Below are 20,251 nucleotides of genomic sequence, written 5' to 3' on the forward strand. Positions count from 1 at the left end.
AAAAGCTAATTTTTTGCTTTTGCGGAGTGTGCTACTGGCATGCGCTTAAAGCAAATTCTTTGTGTTAAGGTCCGATTCATGGCTATTAAAGAAGGTTTACGCCCCGGCGGCAGAAGCGCCCGGGTCCAGGAGTCGATTCATTCGGCCGTTCGCGCGTTATTGCAGGAGCAGGATCGCGCCAGCCTGACCGTGCCGCAAATCGCCGCGCGCGCCGGGGTGACGCCGTCCACCATTTATCGGCGCTGGGGCGATCTGCAAGCGCTGCTGGCGGATGTCGCCATCGCACGCATGCGTCCGGACGGCGAGCCGGCCAATACCGGCAGCCTGCGCGGCGACTTGCGTGCCTGGGCGGAGCAGTATCTGGACGAAATGAGTTCCGAGCCCGGCCGCAACATGATGCGCGATATCCAGGCCTGCGCCACGCCGGGTTATTGCGTGGGCATTATCAGCGGTCAGTTGCAGATCATCCTGGACCGCTATCCCGATGAGCCGAATCCGGGCATCGAGCGGCTGGTGAATGTGATCGTGGCGCCGACGGTGTTTCGTATCCTGTTTGCCACTGCGCCGCTGGAGGTTGAGGAGTTGTATCGGTTGGTTGACATAGCGTTGGGTCAGTAAGGCCGCTTTCGCGAGCAGGCTCGCTCCCACATGGGATCTCCAGCGGGCACGCGATCTGTGTGCACCGCAGATCCACTGTGGGGGCGAGCCTGCTCGCGAAGAGGCCCAAAAGAACACCCGATAACCCGAGCACTCCACCCCACCCGCGACACCCCGCCGCGCCCCGACCTTGGTCGACACTGACGAACCCGAGCGGGCATGCGAGACTGTCGTGCCGGGCCCGAGCCCGGGGATATTTGTCCGGGAGTTTCCATGTCGCTGTCCAGCGGGCTGATTGCCGTTGTCGCCCTGGCCTATATGGCCATCATGTTTGCCATCGCCTTCTACGGCGACCGACGCAGCACGCCGTTGCCGCCGCGCGTGCGGGCCTGGGTCTACAGCCTGTCGCTGGCAGTCTATTGCACCAGCTGGACCTTCTTTGGCGCCGTGGGCCAGGCCGCCGAACAGCTCTGGTCGTTCCTGCCGATCTACCTCGGGCCGATCCTGCTGCTGGTGTTCGCGCCGTGGGTCCTGCAGAAAATGGTGATGATCAGCAAGCAGGAGAACATCACCTCCATCGCCGACTTCATCGCCGCCCGCTACGGCAAGTCGCAGTCCCTGGCGATTGTGGTGGCCCTGATCTGCCTGGTCGGCGTACTGCCCTACATCGCCTTGCAGCTCAAGGGCATCGTGCTCGGGGTGAATCTGCTGATCGGCGCCGGCGCCGACGCCATGGGCACCCGGGCCCAGGACACCGCCCTGATCGTCTCGCTGATCCTGGCGCTGTTCACCATCGTCTTCGGTACCCGCAACCTGGACGCCACCGAGCACCATCGCGGCATGGTCCTGGCGATTGCCTTCGAGTCGCTGGTCAAGCTGTTCGCCTTCCTGGCCGTCGGCGCGTTTGTCACGTTTGGCCTCTATGACGGTTTTGATGACCTGTTCAACCAGGCGATGCTGGCGCCCCGCCTGGAGCAATACTGGAAGGAAACCATCAACTGGCCGTCCATGGTCGTGCAAACCGGCGTGGCGATGATGGCGATCATCTGCCTGCCCCGGCAATTCCATGTGACCGTGGTCGAGAACATCGACCCCCAGGACCTGCGCCTGGCCAAGTGGGTGTTTCCCGCGTACCTGGCGCTGGCCGCGCTGTTCGTGGTGCCGATCGCCCTGGCCGGGCAGATGATGTTGCCCAGTTCGGTACTGCCGGATTCGTTCGTCATCAGCCTGCCGCTGGCCCAGGCCCACCCGGCCCTGGCGGTGCTGGCGTTCATCGGCGGCGCGTCGGCCGCCACCGGCATGGTGATCGTGGCGAGTGTCGCCCTGTCGACCATGGTCTCCAACGACATGCTGCTGCCCTGGCTGTTGCGCCGCAACAACGCCGAGCGGCCCTTCGAGGTGTTCCGCCAGTGGATGCTGTCGGTACGCCGGGTGAGCATCGTCGTGATCCTGCTGCTGGCTTACGTCAGTTACCGGCTGCTGGGGTCGACGGCGAGCCTGGCGACCATCGGCCAGATCGCTTTCGCCGCCGTGACTCAACTGGCGCCCGCGATGCTCGGCGCGCTGTACTGGAAACAGGCGAACCGACGCGGCGTGTTCGCCGGTCTCGCCACGGGAATTTTCCTCTGGTTTTATACGCTGGTGCTGCCGATCGCCGCCCACAGCCTGGGCTGGTCACTGAGCAGTTTTCCCGGCCTGGCCTGGCTGCACGGCAACCCGCTGGACCTGCCGATTACTCCGCTGACGCAAGGGGTGGTTTTGTCCCTGGCCGGCAATTTCATCCTGTTCGCCTGGGTCTCGGTGTTGTCCCGCACCCGCGTGTCGGAGCACTGGCAGGCCGGGCGCTTCATCGGCCAGGAAATCAGCGCCCGCCCCAACCCTCGTTCGATGCTCGCGGTACAGATCGACGATCTGCTGCAACTGGCCGCCCGGTTCGTCGGCGAAGAGCGCGCGCGGCAGAGCTTCATCCGTTTCGCCTACCGCCAGGGCAAAGGTTTCAACCCGAGCCAGAACGCCGACAGCGAGTGGATCGCCCACACCGAGCGCCTGCTGGCCGGTGTGCTGGGCGCCTCTTCGACGCGGGCGGTGGTGAAGGCGGCAATTGAAGGGCGGGAGATGCAACTGGAGGACGTCGTGCGGATCGCCGACGAAGCGTCCGAGGTGCTGCAGTTCAATCGCGCGCTGCTGCAAGGCGCCATCGAAAACATCACCCAGGGCATCAGCGTGGTCGACCAGTCCCTCAGGCTGGTGGCCTGGAACCGTCGCTATCTTGAGCTGTTCAATTACCCCGACGGCCTGATCAGCGTCGGCCGGCCAATTGCCGACATCATCCGCTACAACGCCGAACGCGGCCTCTGCGGGCCCGGCGAGGCCGAGGTCCATGTCGCCCGGCGCCTGCACTGGATGCGCCAGGGCCGCGCGCATACCTCGGAACGGCTGTTCCCCAACGGCCGGGTGATCGAGCTGATCGGCAACCCGATGCCCGGCGGCGGCTTTGTCATGAGTTTCACTGACATCACCGCGTTCCGCGAAGCCGCCCAAGCCTTGACCGAGGCCAACGAAGGGCTGGAGCAACGGGTGGCCGAGCGCACCCGGGAACTGTCGCAGCTGAACCTGGCGCTGACCGAGGCCAAGAGCACCGCAGAAGCCGCCTATCAGTCCAAGACCCGCTTCCTTGCCGCCGTCAGCCATGACCTGATGCAACCCCTGAATGCCGCGCGGCTGTTTTCCGCCGCGCTGTCCCACCAGCATGACAGCCTGCCCGGCGAAGCCCGGCAACTGGTGCAGCACCTGGACAGCTCGCTGCGTTCGGCGGAGGACCTGATCACCGACCTGCTCGACATCTCCCGCCTGGAGAACGGCAAGATCAACCCCGATCGCAAGCCCTTCGTGCTCAACGACCTGTTCGATACCTTGGGCGCCGAATTCACCGTGCTGGCCCAGGAGCAAGGGCTCAAGTTTCGCGTTCGTGGCTCGCGCCTGCGGGTCGACAGCGACATCAAGCTACTCCGGCGGATCTTGCAGAACTTCCTCACCAATGCCTTCCGCTACGCCAAAGGTCCCGTGCTGCTGGGTGTGCGCCGCCGCCAGGGCGAGCTGTGCCTGGAGGTCTGGGATCGCGGCCCCGGCATTGCCGAAGACAAACAGCAGGTCATTTTCGAAGAGTTCAAACGCCTCGACAGCCATCAGACCCGCGCCGAAAAAGGCCTCGGCCTGGGCCTGGCGATCGCCGATGGCCTGTGCCGCGTGCTTGATCACAGGTTGCGCGTGCGTTCCTGGCTAGGGCGCGGCAGCGTGTTCAGTGTCAGCGTGCCGTTGGCCAGCACCCAGGCCGCTGCTCCCAGTGCCGCGCCCGAACCCAACGGCCAATTGCCGAGCGGGGCCCAGGTGCTGTGTGTGGATAACGAAGACAGTATCCTGATCGGCATGAGCAGTTTGCTGACGCGCTGGGGGTGCCAGGTCTGGACCGCGCGCAACCGCGAAGAGTGCGAGCGCTGGCTCGCCCAGGGCGGGCGTCCGCAACTGGCCCTGGTGGATTTTCATCTGGACGACGGCGAGACGGGCACCGAGCTGATGGCCTGGCTGCGCACGCGCCTGGGCGAGCCGGTGCCGGGGGTGGTGATCAGCGCCGACGGCCGGCCGGAGACGGTGGCGCAAGTGCATGCGGCGGGGCTGGATTACCTGGCCAAACCGGTGAAGCCGGCGGCGTTGCGGGCGTTGTTGAGTCGGCATTTGCCGTTGTAATCAAGGGGGCACGGTCTCCTGTGGCGAGGGGATTTATCCCCGCTGGGTTGCGCAGCAACCCCATGGCCAGACCGCAGCCTACCAGACGAAACCTTGTTAGCCGATTTGCGACTGCTGCGCAGCCGAACGGGGATAAATCCCCTCGCCACAGTTTCGCAGTGTGCACTGGAACTGGAATCAGTCCTGTACCTTCGCGGGGCCTTCTTCCGCCACCTCAGGCAACCCATCCACATCCGCCATTGCCCGTTCCAGCAGCTCCGTCGGCAGGCTTTTGCTCGCCCGGGCGCCGAGCAATTTCAGTTGCTCGCTGCGGCTGATCAGGTTGCCGCGCCCTTCCGTCAGCTTGTTGCGCGCGGCGCTGTAGGCTTTGTCCAGTTGCTGCAGGCGATTGCCGATTTCATCGAGGTCCTGGATGAACAGCACGAACTTGTCGTACAGCCATCCGGCGCGCTCAGCAATTTCCCGGGCGTTCTGGCTCTGACGCTCCTGCTTCCACAAGCTGTCGATGACCCGCAATGTCGCCAGCAGCGTCGTCGGGCTGACGATCACGATGTTGCGGTCAAAGGCTTCCTGGAACAGGGTCGGCTCGGCTTGCAGCGCGGCGGAAAACGCGGCCTCGATCGGCACGAACAGCAACACGAAATCCAGGCTGTGCAAACCGTCGAGGCGCTTGTAGTCCTTGCCGGCCAAGCCCTTGACGTGGGCTCGCAACGACACGACATGCTGCTTGAGGGCGAGCTGGCCGATGGCGTCATCTTCGGCGGCGACGTATTGCTGGTAAGCCGTGAGGCTGACCTTCGAATCGACTACTACCTGTTTGTCGCCGGGCAGGTAAATCAACACGTCCGGCTGGAAACGCTCACCGTCCGGGCCCTTGAGGCTGACCTGGGTCTGGTATTCGCGGCCCTTTTCCAGGCCTGCGTGTTCGAGCACCCGCTCGAGGATCAGCTCGCCCCAGTTGCCTTGGGTTTTCTGCCCCTTGAGGGCACGGGTAAGGTTGGTGGCTTCATCACTCAGGCGCAGGTTCAATTGCTGCAAGCGCTCAAGCTCCTTGCCCAGGGAGAACCGCTCACGAGCCTCGGCCTGATAGCTTTCCTCGACGCGTTTCTCGAACGACTGGATGCGCTCCTTCAGCGGATCGAGCAGTTGTCCCAGACGCTGCTGGCTGGTTTCGGCGAAGCGCTGTTCACGTTCGTCGAAGATTTTCCCGGCCAGCTCGGCGAACTGCGCCCGGAGCTCGTCGCGCGAACCTTGCAGGTCATTGAGGCGCTGCTGATGGCTTTCCTGCTGCTCGCGCAGCTCGGCGCGCAACGAAGCCGCCTGGGCATCGAGCCGCCGCAGTTCCGCTTCCTTGTTGGCCCGTTCGAGATTCCAGGCGTGGGCCGCGTCCCGAGCATTGTCGCGCTCGATCTGCAGCAATTCGACTTCGCGACTGGCCGCCGCGAGCTCGGCCTGTTTGGCGGCATTGGCCTGGCTCAGGTCACTGATTTCGTCGCGGCAAGCATCCAGCTGGGCGTTCAACCCGTCGTGGGCCATGTGCGCGGTCGCCAGGCGTTCTTCCAGCAGGGCGAGTTCGGTCTGCGCCGCGCTGGCCTGTCGTTGCAGATGCCAGGCCAGGGCCAGCAACGGCAGCGCAGCGCCCGCCAGACCAAGCAACAGGCTGGTCAAATCCATAGCCATGACAATTTCCGCGGATGAAATAAAGCCCGAAGGTTAACCAAGCAACCCGGCGTTGCCCAGCTCAGTCTTCGATTTCACCCAACGCCTGGCGAGCGCGGTGATCACCTGCCCGGGCAGCCTGGCGCAGCAGGTCCTGGCCAATACGCCGGTCTCGCGCGTTACCGCATTCGCGGCACATCAGCTGGCCGAGACGGCTCTGGGCCGCCACCACGCCTTCACGGGCCGGTTGCTTGAGCAGGCGGCCGGCCAGGTGCTTGACGCTGGGGCTGTCCCCCAGGCGCGGGCTGTCGAGTAACCATTCGGCCACGCGCATCGAAATACGCTTGGGTGGGGTAACACCCTGGGGTGTGGAGGTAACAGGATTTGATACTGAGCGGAACTTCATAACGCACTACGGTGACAGGTCAGAAGGCGCGCCACTCTACTCCTTTTTTCGTACGGGTAAAGTCGAAAAAAACCGGCACGCCCGTCCTAGAGCAAGCGCTTGGGACAATCCACAGAAGCTGTGGATAACTCAGTGGACAACCTACCCTGAACTCGCCGCAAGCCCTGTGGAACGGGGCCTGCGCTCAAACTGACGATTTTTTCACCAGCTAAAAAAAGCGATGTTTTTCATTGACTTAAATTTTGGATACAGGCACCCACCTCAGAATGTTCCTACATGACAGTTCGGTGACAAGCCTCGTAGCAAGTGTGCACAAGTAACACGCGAACGGTTATATCGCCGCGCTTTTTGAGGCATTCGCAGAGGTGGGACCTGGGGGATAACCTGGGAGAGTGCCTTGGCTGATCGCCCGGGCTCGCCAGCCACGCAAGGCAGAGCGCGGCGTCCCACTGGTCGGGTTTGAATATTTATTGATCGATGGCCTTCCCTTCGGTATTCCGATCCGTTAGTATCCGCTGCGTTAGTACCAAGCTGAAAGTCAATTCCGGGTCGAACACATCTCCACGGTCAGCCACCCTCAAGGGCAGCCCCACCGATAAAAAGAGACCGACCCCCTCGATGGTTTCCAGGTAAATCTTGCGTCAGCACTGCCTTTGATCGAATGCAAAGGGTGCCTGCCAGGCTCGTTACTCTGACCGAACCAACCTGCAAAATTGATCAGGATCTTCACCCCGGGCCCAGAACCTTTGCCCTTGATGTGCTGCCTGCCCTCCTAAGTACCTACCTGCCAGCCCAAGCGCGCCTTTTTATAGCGCTCAAACTGGCTGCTTTGTTCCAGTCGGGTTCTTCGTTCGACCAATGGTGGTCGACGTTACTGGAACGTTTTAACGCGGCACGGTTCTTAACCGTGTCATTTGCAGGAACACCCATAATATGTCTACTCAAATCCATACCCAGGATGCCATCCGCACCCTGACCAACGCTTTTGCCCCAATGAACTGCCTGATCATGGCCGCTCGCAAAGGCTGCTTCAGCTTCACGCTGGTCAACGAACACGGCATCGCCCGTCACAGCGAACGCCTGTATCCCGACCAGTACTCCAGCGCAGAACCGCTGCAGGCCGTGATCGAGCGTACCCGCCAGGCACTGGTTGCCTGAGACGCCCGAAAAGCTGAAACCGAAGACCCCGCCCCGAAAAGCGGGGTTTTTTATTGCCTGGCATTTCTCGATAAAGCGCAACGGCTTAAGTACAAAGCGCTATAACGACCATAACCGTTCGATGAAGATGGTTTAAAAACAGTCCTTTACAGCAGGGATATGACACTACACTTCAAGTCAAGCGGCCTGATCCGCTTCCGGCGGAGCCTGAACCGATCCACTGCTGCCAAGGCCACATCTTCAGGCTTCGCCCCTTTTCCCGTCTCGAGGGTTTTATGGGTATCGCTGCCAGCGAACTGTGTCGATACGTGATCCGTCCGACGCTCCTCTACCTGGGGAGTCACAGCACGACGGCGGAGACCTTGCTGCTGGGCATTGCCGCCAGCCAGTCCGGCCTCGGCGCGGCGCTGCACGACCGGCGCGGGCACGGCTTGTACCGCATCACCGAACCTCGCCACCAAGCCTTGTGGGACGACTATCTGGCGCTGGACCCGGAGCGGGCCAGCCTGGTACGCGGCCTGGCGAGCCAGCATGCGTTCCTGAGCGGTCCCCATCTGGAACTGACCGTCAACCTGCGCTACGCCACGGCCATCGCCTGGCTGCTGGTGGAGGAGCAGGCCACACCGCTGCCCGAGGCCGGCGACCTGTTGGGCATGGCGCGGATCTGGCGGCAGACTTTTCACCCCCAGGGACGCCTGCGAGATTTCACCTATGCCTGGCAAAACTGTGTTACCCCACTGAATCAGGTCGCTTGCTGAATGGAAAATCAGAAAGTTCCTACAACTTCAGTGAATTTGGTCAGATTGTCCTACAAAACCCCTCTAAATCAAGCCATACAAGCTATAGCGCTTGAAGGAAAATGTTGGTAATTTTCGCGTCGGTGATCACCTGGAGTTCTAACAATGAAAAAAATGATGCTCAAAACCACCCTTGGCCTTGCCGTTACCTTGGCATCCACCCAACTCTTTGCCAGTGGTTTTGCCCTGAACGAACAAAGCATCAGTGGCATGGGCACTGGCTTCGCGGGTCGTTCTTCTTCTGCCGATGATGCAAGCACCGTGTTTGGCAACCCTGCCGGTATGTCGCGCCTCAAGCGCGAGCAAGTGACCGGCGGCTTCGCCGTGATCGACGCGTCCACCGATATCAACGATGCCAGCGGTACCCGCTCCGGCACCAACGACGGCGACATGGTTCCGTTCACCGGCGTTCCGATGGGCTACTACGTCAAGCCTATCGATGACAAATGGGCATTCGGCCTGGGTGTCTACGCCCCGTTCGGCCTGATCACCGATTATGAAAACAGCTTCCAGGGCCGCAACTTCGGCAGCAAGAGCGAAGTGAAGGTCGTGACCTTCCAGCCAACCATCAGCTACGCCTTCAACGACAAGGTTTCGATTGGTTTCGGCCCGACCATCAACCGTATTTCCGGCTCACTGGAATCGGCACTGACCACACCGTTCTCGCCTAACGACGGCAACGTCAAGATCAAGGGCGATGACATCGGCTACGGCTACAACATCGGCTTGATGGTCCAGGCTACCGACAGCACCCGTGTCGGCCTGACCTACCACTCCAAGGTCAAGTACAAGCTCGAAGGCCACACCGAAGTGAGCCCGGGCGCCGGTACGCCGGGCTTTCTGTTGAGCCGCGCACGTTATGACGCTTCGCTGGACATCACCACGCCTGAATCGGTGGACTTCTCGGTTACCCAGGAAATCAATGACGCCTGGACCGTCTATGCAGGCAGCACCTGGACCCGCTGGAGCCGCCTGAAGGACATCACCGTCGATAACGACCTGACCGGCGGCGGAGCCCTGAACCCAGCCCTCTTCGGCACCATCACCGAAGAACAGAACTGGCACGACACCTGGGCCTACGCCATCGGTACGTCCTACCAGTTGAACAAACAGTGGGTGCTGCGCACCGGCCTGACGTTCGACCAGTCGCCTGCCAACAACGAAGACCGCTCGCCACGCATCCCTACCGGCGACCGGACCATCTTCAGCCTGGGTGCCGGTTGGAGCCCGACCGACGACCTGACCATCGACGTGGCCTATTCCTACCTCAAGGAAGAAAAAGTCAACGTCAACCGCAGCAACGCCTTGGGTCAGGCCTACAACGCTGAATACGAAAACAGCGCCAACGGTTTTGGTGTCGGTGCAACCTACCGCTTCTGATGATTCACGGCGAAGCTGAACACTTCGCCAGCTGAAGCGAAAAAAAGCCCCGCGCTCTGCAAAGAGGCGGGGCTTTTTCGTGGCTGGCGGTCAGGGTTTCGAAGCGATGGCCGTTTCCACTGCCTTGATGAAGTCAGGATCGTCGGGTTTGATCCGGCTGGAAAAACTGCCGACCACCCTGCCCTGGCGATCTACAACGTACTTGTAGAAATTCCATTTCGGCGCGCTGGACTGTTCGGCCAGGTGCCTGAACAAGGGGATCGCGTCCGCGCCGCGCACTGGCTGCGGCTCGGTCATGGTGAAGGTCACGCCGTAGTTGACGTAGCAGACCTTGGCCGTCTCCGCGCCATCCTTGGACTCCTGCTTGAAATCGTCAGAGGGTACGCCCAGCACTTCCAGCCCTTGCCCCTTATAGTGCTGGTTCAGCGCTTCGAGGCCTTTGAACTGCGGTGCAAAACCACAGAAGCTGGCGGTGTTGACCACCACCAGGGGCTTGCCGGCGAAGCGCTGGCACAGGTCGATGGTTTCCTTGGCCCGCAGCTTGGGCAGCGAGCCCTCCAGCAGCGGCGGACAATCAGCCGCCCAAACTTGCCCGGCCGCAGCCAGCAACAGGGTGGGAACAGCAAGCCAGCGCATCAGCATGTCGGATTTTCCTTGAAAGCCTGTCAGACCAGGACGTTACTCCGCCCGCCCGACGCCGTCCATTGTTCAGCAGTTACCCATGCCCAATTGCATCAACGCCAACCCGCCCTGGTGCCAGCCCCACCAGGCGAAGGCCAGCAACAGCGCGGCGCCGGCCGCGACCAACCACGGACCGACGCGGCTCATGCGGCACCGGCCTGCGCTTGCAGGCGCGCCACCGGGCGTTCGCGCACCGGCCAGTTCAATGCCGCCGCCAACAGGCTGAGCAGGATCGACACTTGCCAGATCAGGTCATAGCTGCCGGTGCGGTCGTACACCACCCCGCCCAGCCAGCCTCCCAGGAACGATCCCAACTGGTGAAACAGGAACACCATCCCACCAAGCATCGAGAGGTTTCGCACACCAAACAGGGTCGCAACCGTACCGTTGGTCAACGGCACCGTCGACAGCCAGAGGAAGCCCATCGCCATGCCGAAGACATAGGCCGTGGTCGTGGTCACCGGCAGCCAAAGGAACAGGCCGATCACCACCGCCCGCGCCAGATACAACGCGGTCAGCAGCCGCGGCTTGGACATCCGTCCACCCAGCCAGCCGGCCGTGTAGGTGCCGAAGATATTGAACAACCCGACCAGCGCCAGCACCGTTGTGCCGACACTGGCCGGCAAGTGCTGATCGACCAGGTAGGCCGGCAGGTGTACACCGATGAACACCACCTGGAAACCACAGACAAAAAAGCCCACGGCCAGCAGCCAGAACCCCGAATGACTGCAAGCCTCGCGCAACGCTTCGGATAGCGTCTGCTCATGCCCGGACAGGGGCGCCGGTGCGTCCTTGAGCATGCTCACCAAAGGCACGATCAACGCCACCAACAGACCCAGCGCCAGCAGCGCGGCGGACCAGCCGAGCCAGCCGATCAGGCCCAGCGTGCCCGGCAGCATGGCGAACTGGCCGAAGGAGCCGGCGGCGCTGGCGATGCCCATGCCCATGCTGCGTTTTTCCGCTGGCACGGCCCGCCCGACCACGCCGAGGATCACCGAGAACGAGGTACCGGACAGGCCGATGCCGATCAACAGACCGGCGCTCAACGACAGCGACCAGGGCGAGTCGGCCATGCCCATCAAGACCAGCCCGAGCGCGTATAAAACGCCACCGATCAGCACCACTTTCGCCGCGCCGAAGCGATCGGCCAGCGCGCCGGTAAACGGCTGCGCCAGGCCCCAGATCAGGTTCTGCAAGGCGATCGCGAAGGCAAACACCTCGCGGCCCCAGCCGAAATCCGCGCTCATCGGCGCCAAAAACAGGCCAAAGCCATGTCGCACACCCAGCGATAACGCCAGGATCAGCGCACTGCCCACCAGGACCCAACCACAGGTACGCCACATCGATGTCATTATTGTTCTCCGGTCGCGGGTATATACCCACTTATCAGCGGACGAACCGGCATCACGCCAGTTCATCCAGCAAGGCCAACAGGGTCGCACGCTTTTCCGCGCCCAGCTTGTCGATCAGTTTCTGTTGCGCCGTTTCCCAGGCCGGCTGCGCCGCCGCCAGTCGGGCACGTCCGGCCTCGGTGAGCTCGACGATACGGTTGCGCAGATCCTCGCCCTCGGCGAGCTTCACCAGGCCCTCGCCTTCCAGCACCCGCAAGTTGCGCCCCAGCGTGCTGCGGTCCAGGCCCATGGCCTCGGCCAGGGAAGAAATGCTCGGCTGGTCCAGGCGCGCCAGGTTGTTCAGCAGAGAATACTGGGCAACGTTGATCCCGAAGCCGTCGAGGGCGCCGTCGTAATACCTGCTGACGCCACGGGCGGCACGACGCAGGTTGATGCACAAACATTGAGAGGCAAGCATGGTGCGTGTATATACCCGCGATTAAGTTAACGCAAGTTAATTCAAGGAATGTCACTGCTCCAACACACGGCAAGCAAGTCCCAGCGATATGTCCTACAAGCTGCGTGGCCTCGGCCTGACAGCCTTTTCCCAGTGACCTGCTTAAAGTCCGCACCTGTCAATCCTGACAGGTTCTGCCGGGATTGAATCCCGATATAAGGAGGTATCCCCAGTCCTGACCCAGGCCTGGGGGGCGCCGTGCAAGCGACAGCAGGACAGCACCGCGTCCACGCCATCAATGATGATGAATGGGAGATTCAATCATGTACCAAGCCAGCACTGCTTCAAGTCGTTCGCCAGCAGGCTCTATCCGACACCGCTGCCTCTCGCCTTCAAGACAGCTACTTTTTCCAACATAACCCAAGAGCAGGCCGAGCAAGGCATCGTTTGGCTCATCGAGCCGTATGGCGTTCATATCCTGCCAATCTGGGACCCAGCCAACCAGATAGGTAAAGGCGAAGTGGCCTATCTCATTGAAGGTAAACCTGCCAAGTCCACTCCAACCAACACCAAGGTAGGGCTAGCGCAGGGGGAAGGCAGCTGCAACGTCCCGGCTAATCCTTGACCTGACAATCATCGCTGCGCGACAGACAGCTGCCTTGTCGAGGCGACTGTCTGTCATGGCTTTGATGTTCTCTCGGCACATTTCGGAAAAATCCTACATACGGGTCGCATCCTGCCCTATAGCCTGCGCCGCCTTCTGTAACTCCTCGCCGATGGTGCCCTATGTCCACTGCTCGCTCGTTCAAGCTGCATCCTTTGTCCCGTACTTTGAAACTGCTCTCCTGCGCACCGCTCTGGTTGTTTTCCGACGTTGCCCTGGCAGCGCGGGTGCTCGTTCCCGGGGAAGTCCTGACCATCGACAACAGCACGCCTGCGGACAATTATGTGTTGAATGGTGCCTCGACGCTGAACGTCAACGGCGCCCAGACCCGGGATATCCTGGTCAATGAATCGACCCTGAATCTCACTGGCGCAGCGGTACAGGCCACGGACGAAAGTGGCGTCCACGTTGTGGCGGGCACAGCGAGCATCGCCCAAAGCAATATCTCCTCCAGCGACCGCACCGGATTGGCGCTCTCCAGCGATACGGCCGCGACCAAGGGGGCCAGCGTAACCGTCTCCGATAGCCTCATCAGCGGCGCGATCGCCGGCGCCAGCGTCAATGCCTTGACCACCTTGACGGTGCTGCGCTCGACACTGTCAGGCAGCGGAACCGGAACCGGAAGCAGCGGTGATGGCCTGCGCATCTTCAACGGCAGCGTAACGGCCGTAGACAGCCGCATCAGTGGCAGCAGCGAGGGAATTCTTTTTGCCGGCGATGCCAGGCTGGACGTACCCGGTACATTGGAGTTGAACAATACCCACGTGGAAGGGCTCAACGGCTCGGCGATTCTGGTCGACACATTGGGTGTAGGACCGGTGCAGGCCGATATCGCCGTACTCAACGGCTCTACCCTGACCGCCAGCAACGGTATCCTGATGGATGTGCGCCGTGGCGCCGAGGGCAACCTGCGGGTGGGCAACAGCAACACCAAGCTGGTCGGCGACATCCGTGCCGACGACACCAGCACGGCCAACGTGACCCTGGAGCAGGGCGCGAGCCTGACCGGCCGGCTGATCAACGTCGATGCGCTCGCGGTCAACAGCGGTGCGACCTGGGCGATGGTCGAGGACGGCGTGGTGGATAGCTTGACCCTGGATGGCGGCAACGTTCAGCTGGGTAGCCCTACCGAGTTCTATAAGCTCTCGGTAGGCAATCTGTCCGGGACTGGCAATTTCATCATGGACGTCGATTTCGCCACCGGCCAAGTCGATACGCTCGAAGTCACCGGCACCGCGACCGGCCGCCATACCATTCTCATGGGCAGCAGTGGCCAGGATCCACTCGCGCCAGGCAGTATCCCGGTGGTGCATATCGCAGACGGCGATGCGCAATTTTCTCTGCTCGATGGTGCAGTGGATCTCGGGACCTATTCCTACGACCTGGTCAAGCATGGTGACAATGATTGGTACCTGGACACCACGTCCCGAGTGTTCAGTCCTGGTACGCGCTCGGTGCTGGCGCTGTTCAATACCGCTCCAACCGTATGGTACGGCGAGTTGAGTACATTGCGCAGTCGCATGGGCGAGGTGCGTATGAACCCCGACAAGGCCGGCGGCTGGATGCGCTCCTACGGCAACAAATTCGACGTCAGTGCCAGTTCCGGCCTGGCTTATCAGCAAGTCCAGCAAGGGGTGTCGTTCGGTGCCGATGCGCCCTTGCCGTTCGGCGATGGGCAGTGGCTCGTCGGGCTGTTGGGGGGCTACAGCCAGTCCGACCTGGATTTGAGCCGGGGTACCAGCGGCACGGTCAACAGCTATTACCTGGGTGCCTACACTACTTGGCTGGATCAGCAGAGCGGCTACTACCTGGATGCCGTCATCAAGTTCAACCGTTTCCAGAACAAGTCCGATGTACAACTGAGCGATGGCAAAAAGGCCAAGGGCGACTACAACAACCATGGCGTTGGTGCCTCCCTGGAAGTCGGTCGTCATATCAAACTGGCGGATGATTACTTCATCGAGCCGTTCACCCAGCTTTCCGGCGTCGTTATCCAAGGCAAGGATTACGATCTGAACAACGACCTGGCTGCCGAAGGCAGTCGCACCCGTTCAATCCTGGGCAAGGCGGGCGCTACCGCCGGGCGCACTTTCAGGCTTGCTGAAGGCAAGACGGTGCAACCCTACCTGCGTGCAGCCTATGTCCATGAGTTCGCCAAGAACAACGAAGTCGAGGTCAACAACAACGTCTTCAATAACGACCTCTCGGGCTCCCGTGGCGAGTTGGGCGTCGGTGTTGCAATGACCTTGACCGACAAAGTCGCAATCCACGCCGATTTTGACTACAGCAACGGCGACAAGATCGATCAGCCGTGGGGAGCCAACATCGGCGTGCGCTATCTCTGGTAGCGCGGGCTGAACGGGCGCCAAACGTCGGGGGGCGACCCTGGCGTTTGCCCCCTGCGGCATTCGAGTGTTCATCAAGCGTGTGATGCCCCGCTCTCGGGACTGGGGATTCTGATTGCCAGCAACGGAGAACATGAAAGATGTCATCAGCCCAGTTCAACCAGCTCCCGTGCACGATGACCGCGCCCTGGACACAGCCCAAACCACTGCCTGATATTCCCGGGGGGGAGCCGAACCTGCTGCACCGTACGGCCTGGAGTGACCCGAGCAACCCCTTGAGGCTAGAGTTCAAGCCCTGGTACGAATCTCCTCCGCTAACGGGTGAGGAGCGGGTGGATGTTTTCCTTGACGATGACGAAGGCAATATCATCGCTACCCGAACATGGGTACTGCCTATGCGAGCGGATGATTATTACGTTGAGATCAGCGCCGACCGGTTGTTGCCGGGTTGCCGATACTCGGTTTCGAGGCGAGCGAAACGAGCGGCGTAACGTTCGCGCAGGTACTGGGTCCAGAATGGCTGGAGCTGGCCGTAGTTGAGCAGGCCTCCCAAGCGCTCCTCCTCCAGAACAATCTGTACCACCCTGGACAGCTCGCCGTGCCTGATCCGGGCAGCGCCGGCAAATGCCATGCTTCCAGGCGCGACAAGAAGGCCGAGGGGCTCGCGCGTGCCGATCAGGTAAGCCATGCGTACCTCGGCAACATCACGTCCCCCGGCCTGCCGATTGGCAATGACCTCGACCGCATCGGCCCGATACTTGGCCCGTAGCCGCTGGTAGAACCAGGCCCCTCGTTGCTCCTCCGGCATGCCGGCCGGCAGCGCCTGATGAACCATGGCCTCGGTTTCGATCCGGGCGAATTCGACACGCAAGCCATCCACACAGGTTTCCCCCTGCGCGCGCATCCGCGCGCCCTCCTCGGCCATATCATTCAATCGGCGCCGCAACACCGCGTCGTTGCCAGCTTGTTCAAGGACCGTCCAGACCGAGCCGATCAGTTCAGGTCGGCGGGCAGCGTGGAAAAAATCGTTGGTTTGCCGCAGTTGATTGATCATGGTCATGAGGTTCGAAGCGCCTGCCCGCCCGATGTCTTGCCATAGTTGCCGGCGACGTGCCGCTTCGAGTTCATCGAGTCCTTCGAGCCATGGGTCGACACTGGGCGTAGGGACCGGTCCCGGTTGAGCGAAATGATCAAGCTGCAAGTCATCCAGTTCGAAGGTAAAGCGAGGGATACCCGGCTGCACCGCGGCCATCGAGTCGAGCAATCGCTGGGAAAGCTCGGGATCGAGCGGGTTGCCGGCCAGCACTACTTCGGTGGATGCCTGGTGATTGCCTCCGTTGCTGAATACATCTTCCGGAATGTGGGTGAGGAGATTTTCGGACAGGTCGAGTTCTTCCAGGCTCGATAGCAAGTGTGCGTCTATCCAGCGGGGAAGCCGCCGGCGGCAGGGCCTTGCCCCTGCAACTGGACGTGCGCGACGAGACGGCGGTAGGCGCGGCCATGGACAGGGCCGCCGAACACTTCGGCGGTATCGATGCCCTGGTCAACAACGCGGGAGCGATTCGGCTCATGGGCGTCGAGCATCTTGTGCCCAAACGCTTCGACCTGATGTATCAGATCAACACGCGTGCAGTGATGGTCTGCAGCCAGGCGGCCCTGCCCTACCTCAAGCGCAGCAGCGGCGGCCACATCCTCAACCTCTCGCCACCGCTGAGCCTGTCGTCCCGCTGGTTCGCCCAGCACGCACCCTACACCGTCACCAAGTACGGCATGAGCATGCTCACCCTCGGCATGAGCGATGAGTTCGAGAAATACGGCATCAGCGTCAACTCGCTATGGCCGAAGACCATCATCGCCACCGCCGCCATCGAGTTCGAACTCGGCGGACGCCAGGCCTTCAAGCGCGCCCGAACCCCCGCGATCATGGCCGACGCCGCCCATGCCATTCTCTCCAGCAGCAATCGCCACGTCACCGGCCGCCTGCTGATTGATGAAGAGCTGCTGGCGGAACAAGGCCAGACCGAGTTCGGACAGTACCGCTACGACCCGCAAGGCGGCCCGCTGACACCCGACCTGTTTGTCGATTGATCTCGGCGCCGTCCTGTAATCAGCTCAATGCCCAGGCCACCAGAACCGCCATCTCCAGCAGTTCCAGCAAGGCCCCCGCCGTGTCTCCGGTGCACCCGCCCAAGCGGCGCAGCATTATCCGGCGCAAGCCGATAAAGCCCAGCGCCGCGACCAGCAACGCCACCAGGCCGGCCCAGCCCGCCACCAGCCCGGAGGCCAGCGCAACGGCGCACAGCACCTGCCAACCGACGCGGCGTGGCAGGTGGTCGGCGAGCGCCTGGCCCAAGCCACCGGCACGTACATAGGGCGTGGTGAGGAACAGCGCCAGCAACGCACCACGCCCAAGTACCGGCACGATGAGCAGCGCCAAGGTCTGCTGCTGTTCGATCAGCGCCAGCAACGCGCTGAATTTGAGCAACAGCACCAGCACCAGGGTGACCACCGCGATCGGTCCGCTGCGCGGGTCCTTCATGATCAGCAGCGTACGCTCGCGATCACCGAAACCACCGAGCCAGGCATCGGCGCTGTCCGCCAGGCCATCGAGGTGCAGGCCGCCACTGAGCAACACCCAGGCCGCCAGCAGCAGCGCCGCATGCAGCAGCAACGGTGCGCCTGACAACCAGGCATCGAGCCCGCAGAGCAAGCCGCCGAACATCACCCCTACCAGCGGATAGAACAGCAGCGAACGACCCAGTTGCGCAGGTTCGGGCATGCCCGGCAAGCGCACCGGCAGGCTGCTGAGAAACTGCAGGGCGATCCAGAAAGGCAACATCTTCAGACCGCCTCTTCGAGGACTGGACCGGACGCCACCAAGAGAGAAAACAGCGCGCCGTGGGCGACTTCGACATTGAGCAATTGCTCGCGCGGCAGGCCGCGGGCGCGGGCCAGCAGCAGCCGCATCACGCCGCCATGGCTGACCAGCAGGATGCGCTGCCCGGCGTAGGCTTGATGCAAGCGTTCAAGCGCCGCCAGCACTCGCGCCGAAAACTCGAGTACCGGCTCACCTTCCGGCGGCGTGAAGCCGTAGGGATCGGCCCAGAACCGCCCCAGCGCCTCGGCGTCAGTCTCCATCAATGCCGCCGCGCTACGGCCTTCCCAGGCGCCGAAATGCAATTCCTGCAGGTCCTTGTCCAAGTCCACCGGCACGCCGAGTCGCGCACCCAGCTGTTCGGCGAAACGCGCGCAACGCTGCAAGGGCGAACTCACCAGCCGATCCCACGGCCCGCCCGCTGCGACCGCCGCGTGCATCTGTTCCCAGCCTCGTGGCGTCAGGGCGTCGTCGAGACTGCCGCGCAGCCCGCCGCCCAGTTCGGTCTCGCCATGGCGCAACAGGTCCAGGCGCAAGGTCACGCCGGGCGATCCGCCACGGCCGCTTCGGCGAAGGTCGCCATCTGCCCATGGAGGTCACAGGCCAGGCGCAACAACGGCACCGCCAGCGCCGCCCCGCTGCCCTCGCCCAGGCGCAAGCCGAGGTCCAGCAGCGGTTCGGCAGCGAGGGTTTCCAGCACGTGGCGGTGTCCCGGTTCGGCGCCACGGTGGGCGAACAACAACCAGGGCCGGCACGCCGGATTGAGCCGCACCGCCACCAGGGCCGCGACGCTGCAGATAAAGCCATCCACCAGCACGGCGATGCCTTGTTGGGCACAGGCCAGATAGGCGCCGATCAACGCGGCGATTTCAAACCCGCCAAGGTTGCACAGCGTTTGCAGCGGGTCGCCGTTCGACCCACCGTGCACGGCCAGGGCGCGTTCGATGACCTGGACCTTGCGGCTGATACCCGCCGCATCCAGCCCGGTGCCCGGCCCGACCAGATGCGCCACCGGGCAATCGAGCAAGGCACAGGCCAGCGCGCTGGCCGCCGTGGTATTGCCGATGCCCATCTCGCCACCGATGAACAGTTGCGTGCCGCTGGCAGCGGCGCGCATGGCACTGTCGCGTCCGGCTTGCAGGGCCTGTTCGCCCTGGACCAGGGTCATGGCCGGGCCCAGGAGGAAATTGGCGGTGCCCGGGCCGACCCGCAAATGCCGCACGCCGGGCAAGTCCAGCGAAGGCGTCACGGTGCCCAGGTCGACGACCTCCAGGGAAGCGCCCAACCGCCGCGCGAGCACGCTGATGGCCGCGCCGCCGCTGACAAAGTTGAGCAGCATCTGTCCGGTCACTTCCTGGGGATAGGCCGAGACGCCTTCGGCCACCACACCGTGATCGCCGGCAAAAATCGCGATCCACAATTGTTCAAGACTTGGCTTGACCTGCCCTTGCAGGCCCGCCAGTTGCACCGCCACCGACTCCAGGCGCCCGAGGGAGCCGGCCGGTTTGGTTAGTTGTTGTTGCCGCGCCATCGCTTGCTCCAGCACTTGGCTATCAACGGGCTTGCACGGGTCCAGCCACCAGCGGTGATTCATAACGCAATACCTTTGAGAGTCAGGGGCAGGCCGGCAACGGTCAGCACAACGCGCTGGCAACGTTCGGCCAGGGCTTGATGCAGCCAGCCGGCTTCATCGACGTAACGGCGAGTCAGCTCGCCCAGCGGCACGACACCCAGGCCGGTCTCGTTGCTGACAAAAATGATTTCACCGGGCAGCGCGCCGATGCAGTCCAGCAGGGCTTCGCGCTCGGCAGCCAGTCGGTCGGCATCGTCGAGCACCAACAGGTTGGTCAGCCAAAGGGTCAGGCAATCCACCAGCAGGCAGCGCTCGCTCGCGGCGGTTTCGCGCAACACCTGCGCCAGCGCCAGCGGTTCCTCCACCAACGCCCAATCGGCCGGGCGCCGGGCGCGATGCTGAGCGACACGCTGGTTCATCTCGCCGTCCAGGGGTTGGCTGGTGGCGATGTAGGTCACCGGCAAGCCGGTGCCTGCCGCGAGTTTTTCAGCCAGGCGACTCTTGCCGGAGCGGGCGCCGCCGAGGATCAGTTGCAGCATGGGTCGTTCTCTTTCAAATAGGCGGTGTCGGTGCTGGCCCCTTCG

The 20,251-nt window shown here is 62.6% G+C and carries 16 protein-coding genes and 1 pseudogene; 7 read left to right on the top strand and 10 right to left on the bottom strand.

Annotation, left to right across the window (positions count from 1 at the left end; all coding sequences use genetic code 11):
• The first annotated feature begins 78 nt into the window (after positions 1 to 78).
• On the top strand, positions 79 to 618 hold the full coding sequence (locus J3P86_RS19355; RefSeq protein ID WP_305499468.1) for a TetR/AcrR family transcriptional regulator: 540 nt from the start codon (positions 79 to 81) through the stop codon (positions 616 to 618).
• A 252-nt stretch (positions 619 to 870) separates the two neighbouring features.
• The gene (locus J3P86_RS19360; protein ID WP_434601537.1) at positions 871 to 4,341 is read left to right on the top strand and encodes a hybrid sensor histidine kinase/response regulator; all 3,471 of its coding nucleotides are present in this window, start codon (positions 871 to 873) and stop codon (positions 4,339 to 4,341) included.
• Positions 4,342 to 4,518: 177 nt separating this feature from the next.
• Here the strand turns inward: J3P86_RS19360 and rmuC are convergent, their stop codons facing one another.
• Together rmuC and J3P86_RS19370 are read right to left on the bottom strand one after the other, a co-directional pair.
• Entirely contained in the window at positions 4,519 to 5,907 is a 1,389-nt protein-coding gene (gene rmuC / locus J3P86_RS19365; RefSeq protein ID WP_434700663.1) for a DNA recombination protein RmuC, read from the bottom strand.
• 175 nt (positions 5,908 to 6,082) lie between these two features.
• Entirely contained in the window at positions 6,083 to 6,406 is a 324-nt protein-coding gene (locus tag J3P86_RS19370) for a sel1 repeat family protein (RefSeq protein WP_434572466.1), read from the bottom strand.
• 933 nt (positions 6,407 to 7,339) lie between these two features.
• On the opposite strand from J3P86_RS19370, the gene J3P86_RS19375 reads away from it, so the two are divergent.
• The 3 genes from J3P86_RS19375 to J3P86_RS19385 all read left to right on the top strand — a co-directional run bounded on the left by J3P86_RS19375 (position 7,340) and on the right by J3P86_RS19385 (position 9,741).
• Complete coding sequence (locus tag J3P86_RS19375; RefSeq protein ID WP_007898912.1) at positions 7,340 to 7,564, top strand: hypothetical protein; 225 nt, start codon at positions 7,340 to 7,342, stop codon at positions 7,562 to 7,564.
• Between the two features lie 275 nt (positions 7,565 to 7,839).
• Positions 7,840 to 8,322, top strand: coding sequence for a hypothetical protein (locus J3P86_RS19380; protein WP_434698652.1), 483 nt, complete (start codon positions 7,840 to 7,842; stop codon positions 8,320 to 8,322).
• A gap of 144 nt (positions 8,323 to 8,466) precedes the next feature.
• A complete protein-coding gene (locus tag J3P86_RS19385; RefSeq protein WP_305499461.1) occupies positions 8,467 to 9,741 on the top strand; it encodes an OmpP1/FadL family transporter in 1,275 nt (424 codons plus the stop codon).
• Between the two features lie 90 nt (positions 9,742 to 9,831).
• Here J3P86_RS19385 and J3P86_RS19390 read toward each other — a convergent pair whose 3' ends face one another.
• From J3P86_RS19390 to J3P86_RS19400, 3 genes are all read right to left on the bottom strand, one after another.
• Positions 9,832 to 10,383 carry a glutathione peroxidase gene (locus tag J3P86_RS19390; RefSeq protein WP_434572462.1) on the bottom strand — a complete coding sequence of 184 codons (552 nt, stop codon included), beginning with the start codon at positions 10,381 to 10,383 and terminating at the stop codon, positions 9,832 to 9,834.
• A 182-nt stretch (positions 10,384 to 10,565) separates the two neighbouring features.
• Positions 10,566 to 11,765, bottom strand: coding sequence for an MFS transporter (locus J3P86_RS19395; RefSeq protein WP_434658117.1), 1,200 nt, complete (start codon positions 11,763 to 11,765; stop codon positions 10,566 to 10,568).
• 61 nt (positions 11,766 to 11,826) lie between these two features.
• A complete protein-coding gene (locus tag J3P86_RS19400) occupies positions 11,827 to 12,231 on the bottom strand; it encodes a MarR family winged helix-turn-helix transcriptional regulator (RefSeq protein WP_434601539.1) in 405 nt (134 codons plus the stop codon).
• Positions 12,232 to 12,996: 765 nt separating this feature from the next.
• Between J3P86_RS19400 and J3P86_RS19405 the strand changes: the two genes are divergently transcribed.
• Positions 12,997 to 15,222, top strand: coding sequence for an autotransporter outer membrane beta-barrel domain-containing protein (locus J3P86_RS19405; protein ID WP_434698653.1), 2,226 nt, complete (start codon positions 12,997 to 12,999; stop codon positions 15,220 to 15,222).
• 409 nt (positions 15,223 to 15,631) lie between these two features.
• Here J3P86_RS19405 and J3P86_RS19410 read toward each other — a convergent pair whose 3' ends face one another.
• Positions 15,632 to 16,471: an NEL-type E3 ubiquitin ligase domain-containing protein gene (locus tag J3P86_RS19410; RefSeq protein ID WP_434631189.1), complete on the bottom strand. Its 840-nt coding sequence runs from the start codon at positions 16,469 to 16,471 to the stop codon at positions 15,632 to 15,634.
• Positions 16,472 to 16,611: 140 nt separating this feature from the next.
• Here J3P86_RS19410 and J3P86_RS19415 point away from each other — a divergent pair.
• Positions 16,612 to 17,307, top strand: a pseudogene (locus J3P86_RS19415) (SDR family oxidoreductase); the annotation flags it as partial.
• Between the two features lie 19 nt (positions 17,308 to 17,326).
• On the opposite strand, the gene J3P86_RS19420 reads toward J3P86_RS19415, so the two are convergent.
• Genes J3P86_RS19420 through cobU form a run of 4 tightly spaced genes read right to left on the bottom strand, consistent with a single transcriptional unit; the run spans position 17,327 to position 20,206 of the window.
• The gene (locus J3P86_RS19420; RefSeq protein WP_434698654.1) at positions 17,327 to 18,058 is read right to left on the bottom strand and encodes an adenosylcobinamide-GDP ribazoletransferase; all 732 of its coding nucleotides are present in this window, start codon (positions 18,056 to 18,058) and stop codon (positions 17,327 to 17,329) included.
• A gap of 2 nt (positions 18,059 to 18,060) precedes the next feature.
• Positions 18,061 to 18,636 (bottom strand): alpha-ribazole phosphatase family protein, encoded by a 576-nt coding sequence (gene cobC, locus J3P86_RS19425; RefSeq protein WP_434629080.1) that lies wholly within the window; start codon positions 18,634 to 18,636, stop codon positions 18,061 to 18,063.
• Positions 18,633 to 19,688, bottom strand: coding sequence for a nicotinate-nucleotide--dimethylbenzimidazole phosphoribosyltransferase (gene cobT / locus J3P86_RS19430; protein ID WP_434629078.1), 1,056 nt, complete (start codon positions 19,686 to 19,688; stop codon positions 18,633 to 18,635). Before cobT ends, cobC begins: the two co-directional genes overlap by 4 nt.
• Positions 19,685 to 20,206, bottom strand: coding sequence for a bifunctional adenosylcobinamide kinase/adenosylcobinamide-phosphate guanylyltransferase (cobU, locus tag J3P86_RS19435; protein ID WP_434629076.1), 522 nt, complete (start codon positions 20,204 to 20,206; stop codon positions 19,685 to 19,687). The genes cobT and cobU overlap by 4 nt, the downstream gene beginning before the upstream one ends.
• Positions 20,207 to 20,251: the final 45 nt, after the last annotated feature.

Source organism: Pseudomonas sp. D1-1, assembly GCF_051132225.1.
Taxonomy (GTDB): domain Bacteria; phylum Pseudomonadota; class Gammaproteobacteria; order Pseudomonadales; family Pseudomonadaceae; genus Aquipseudomonas.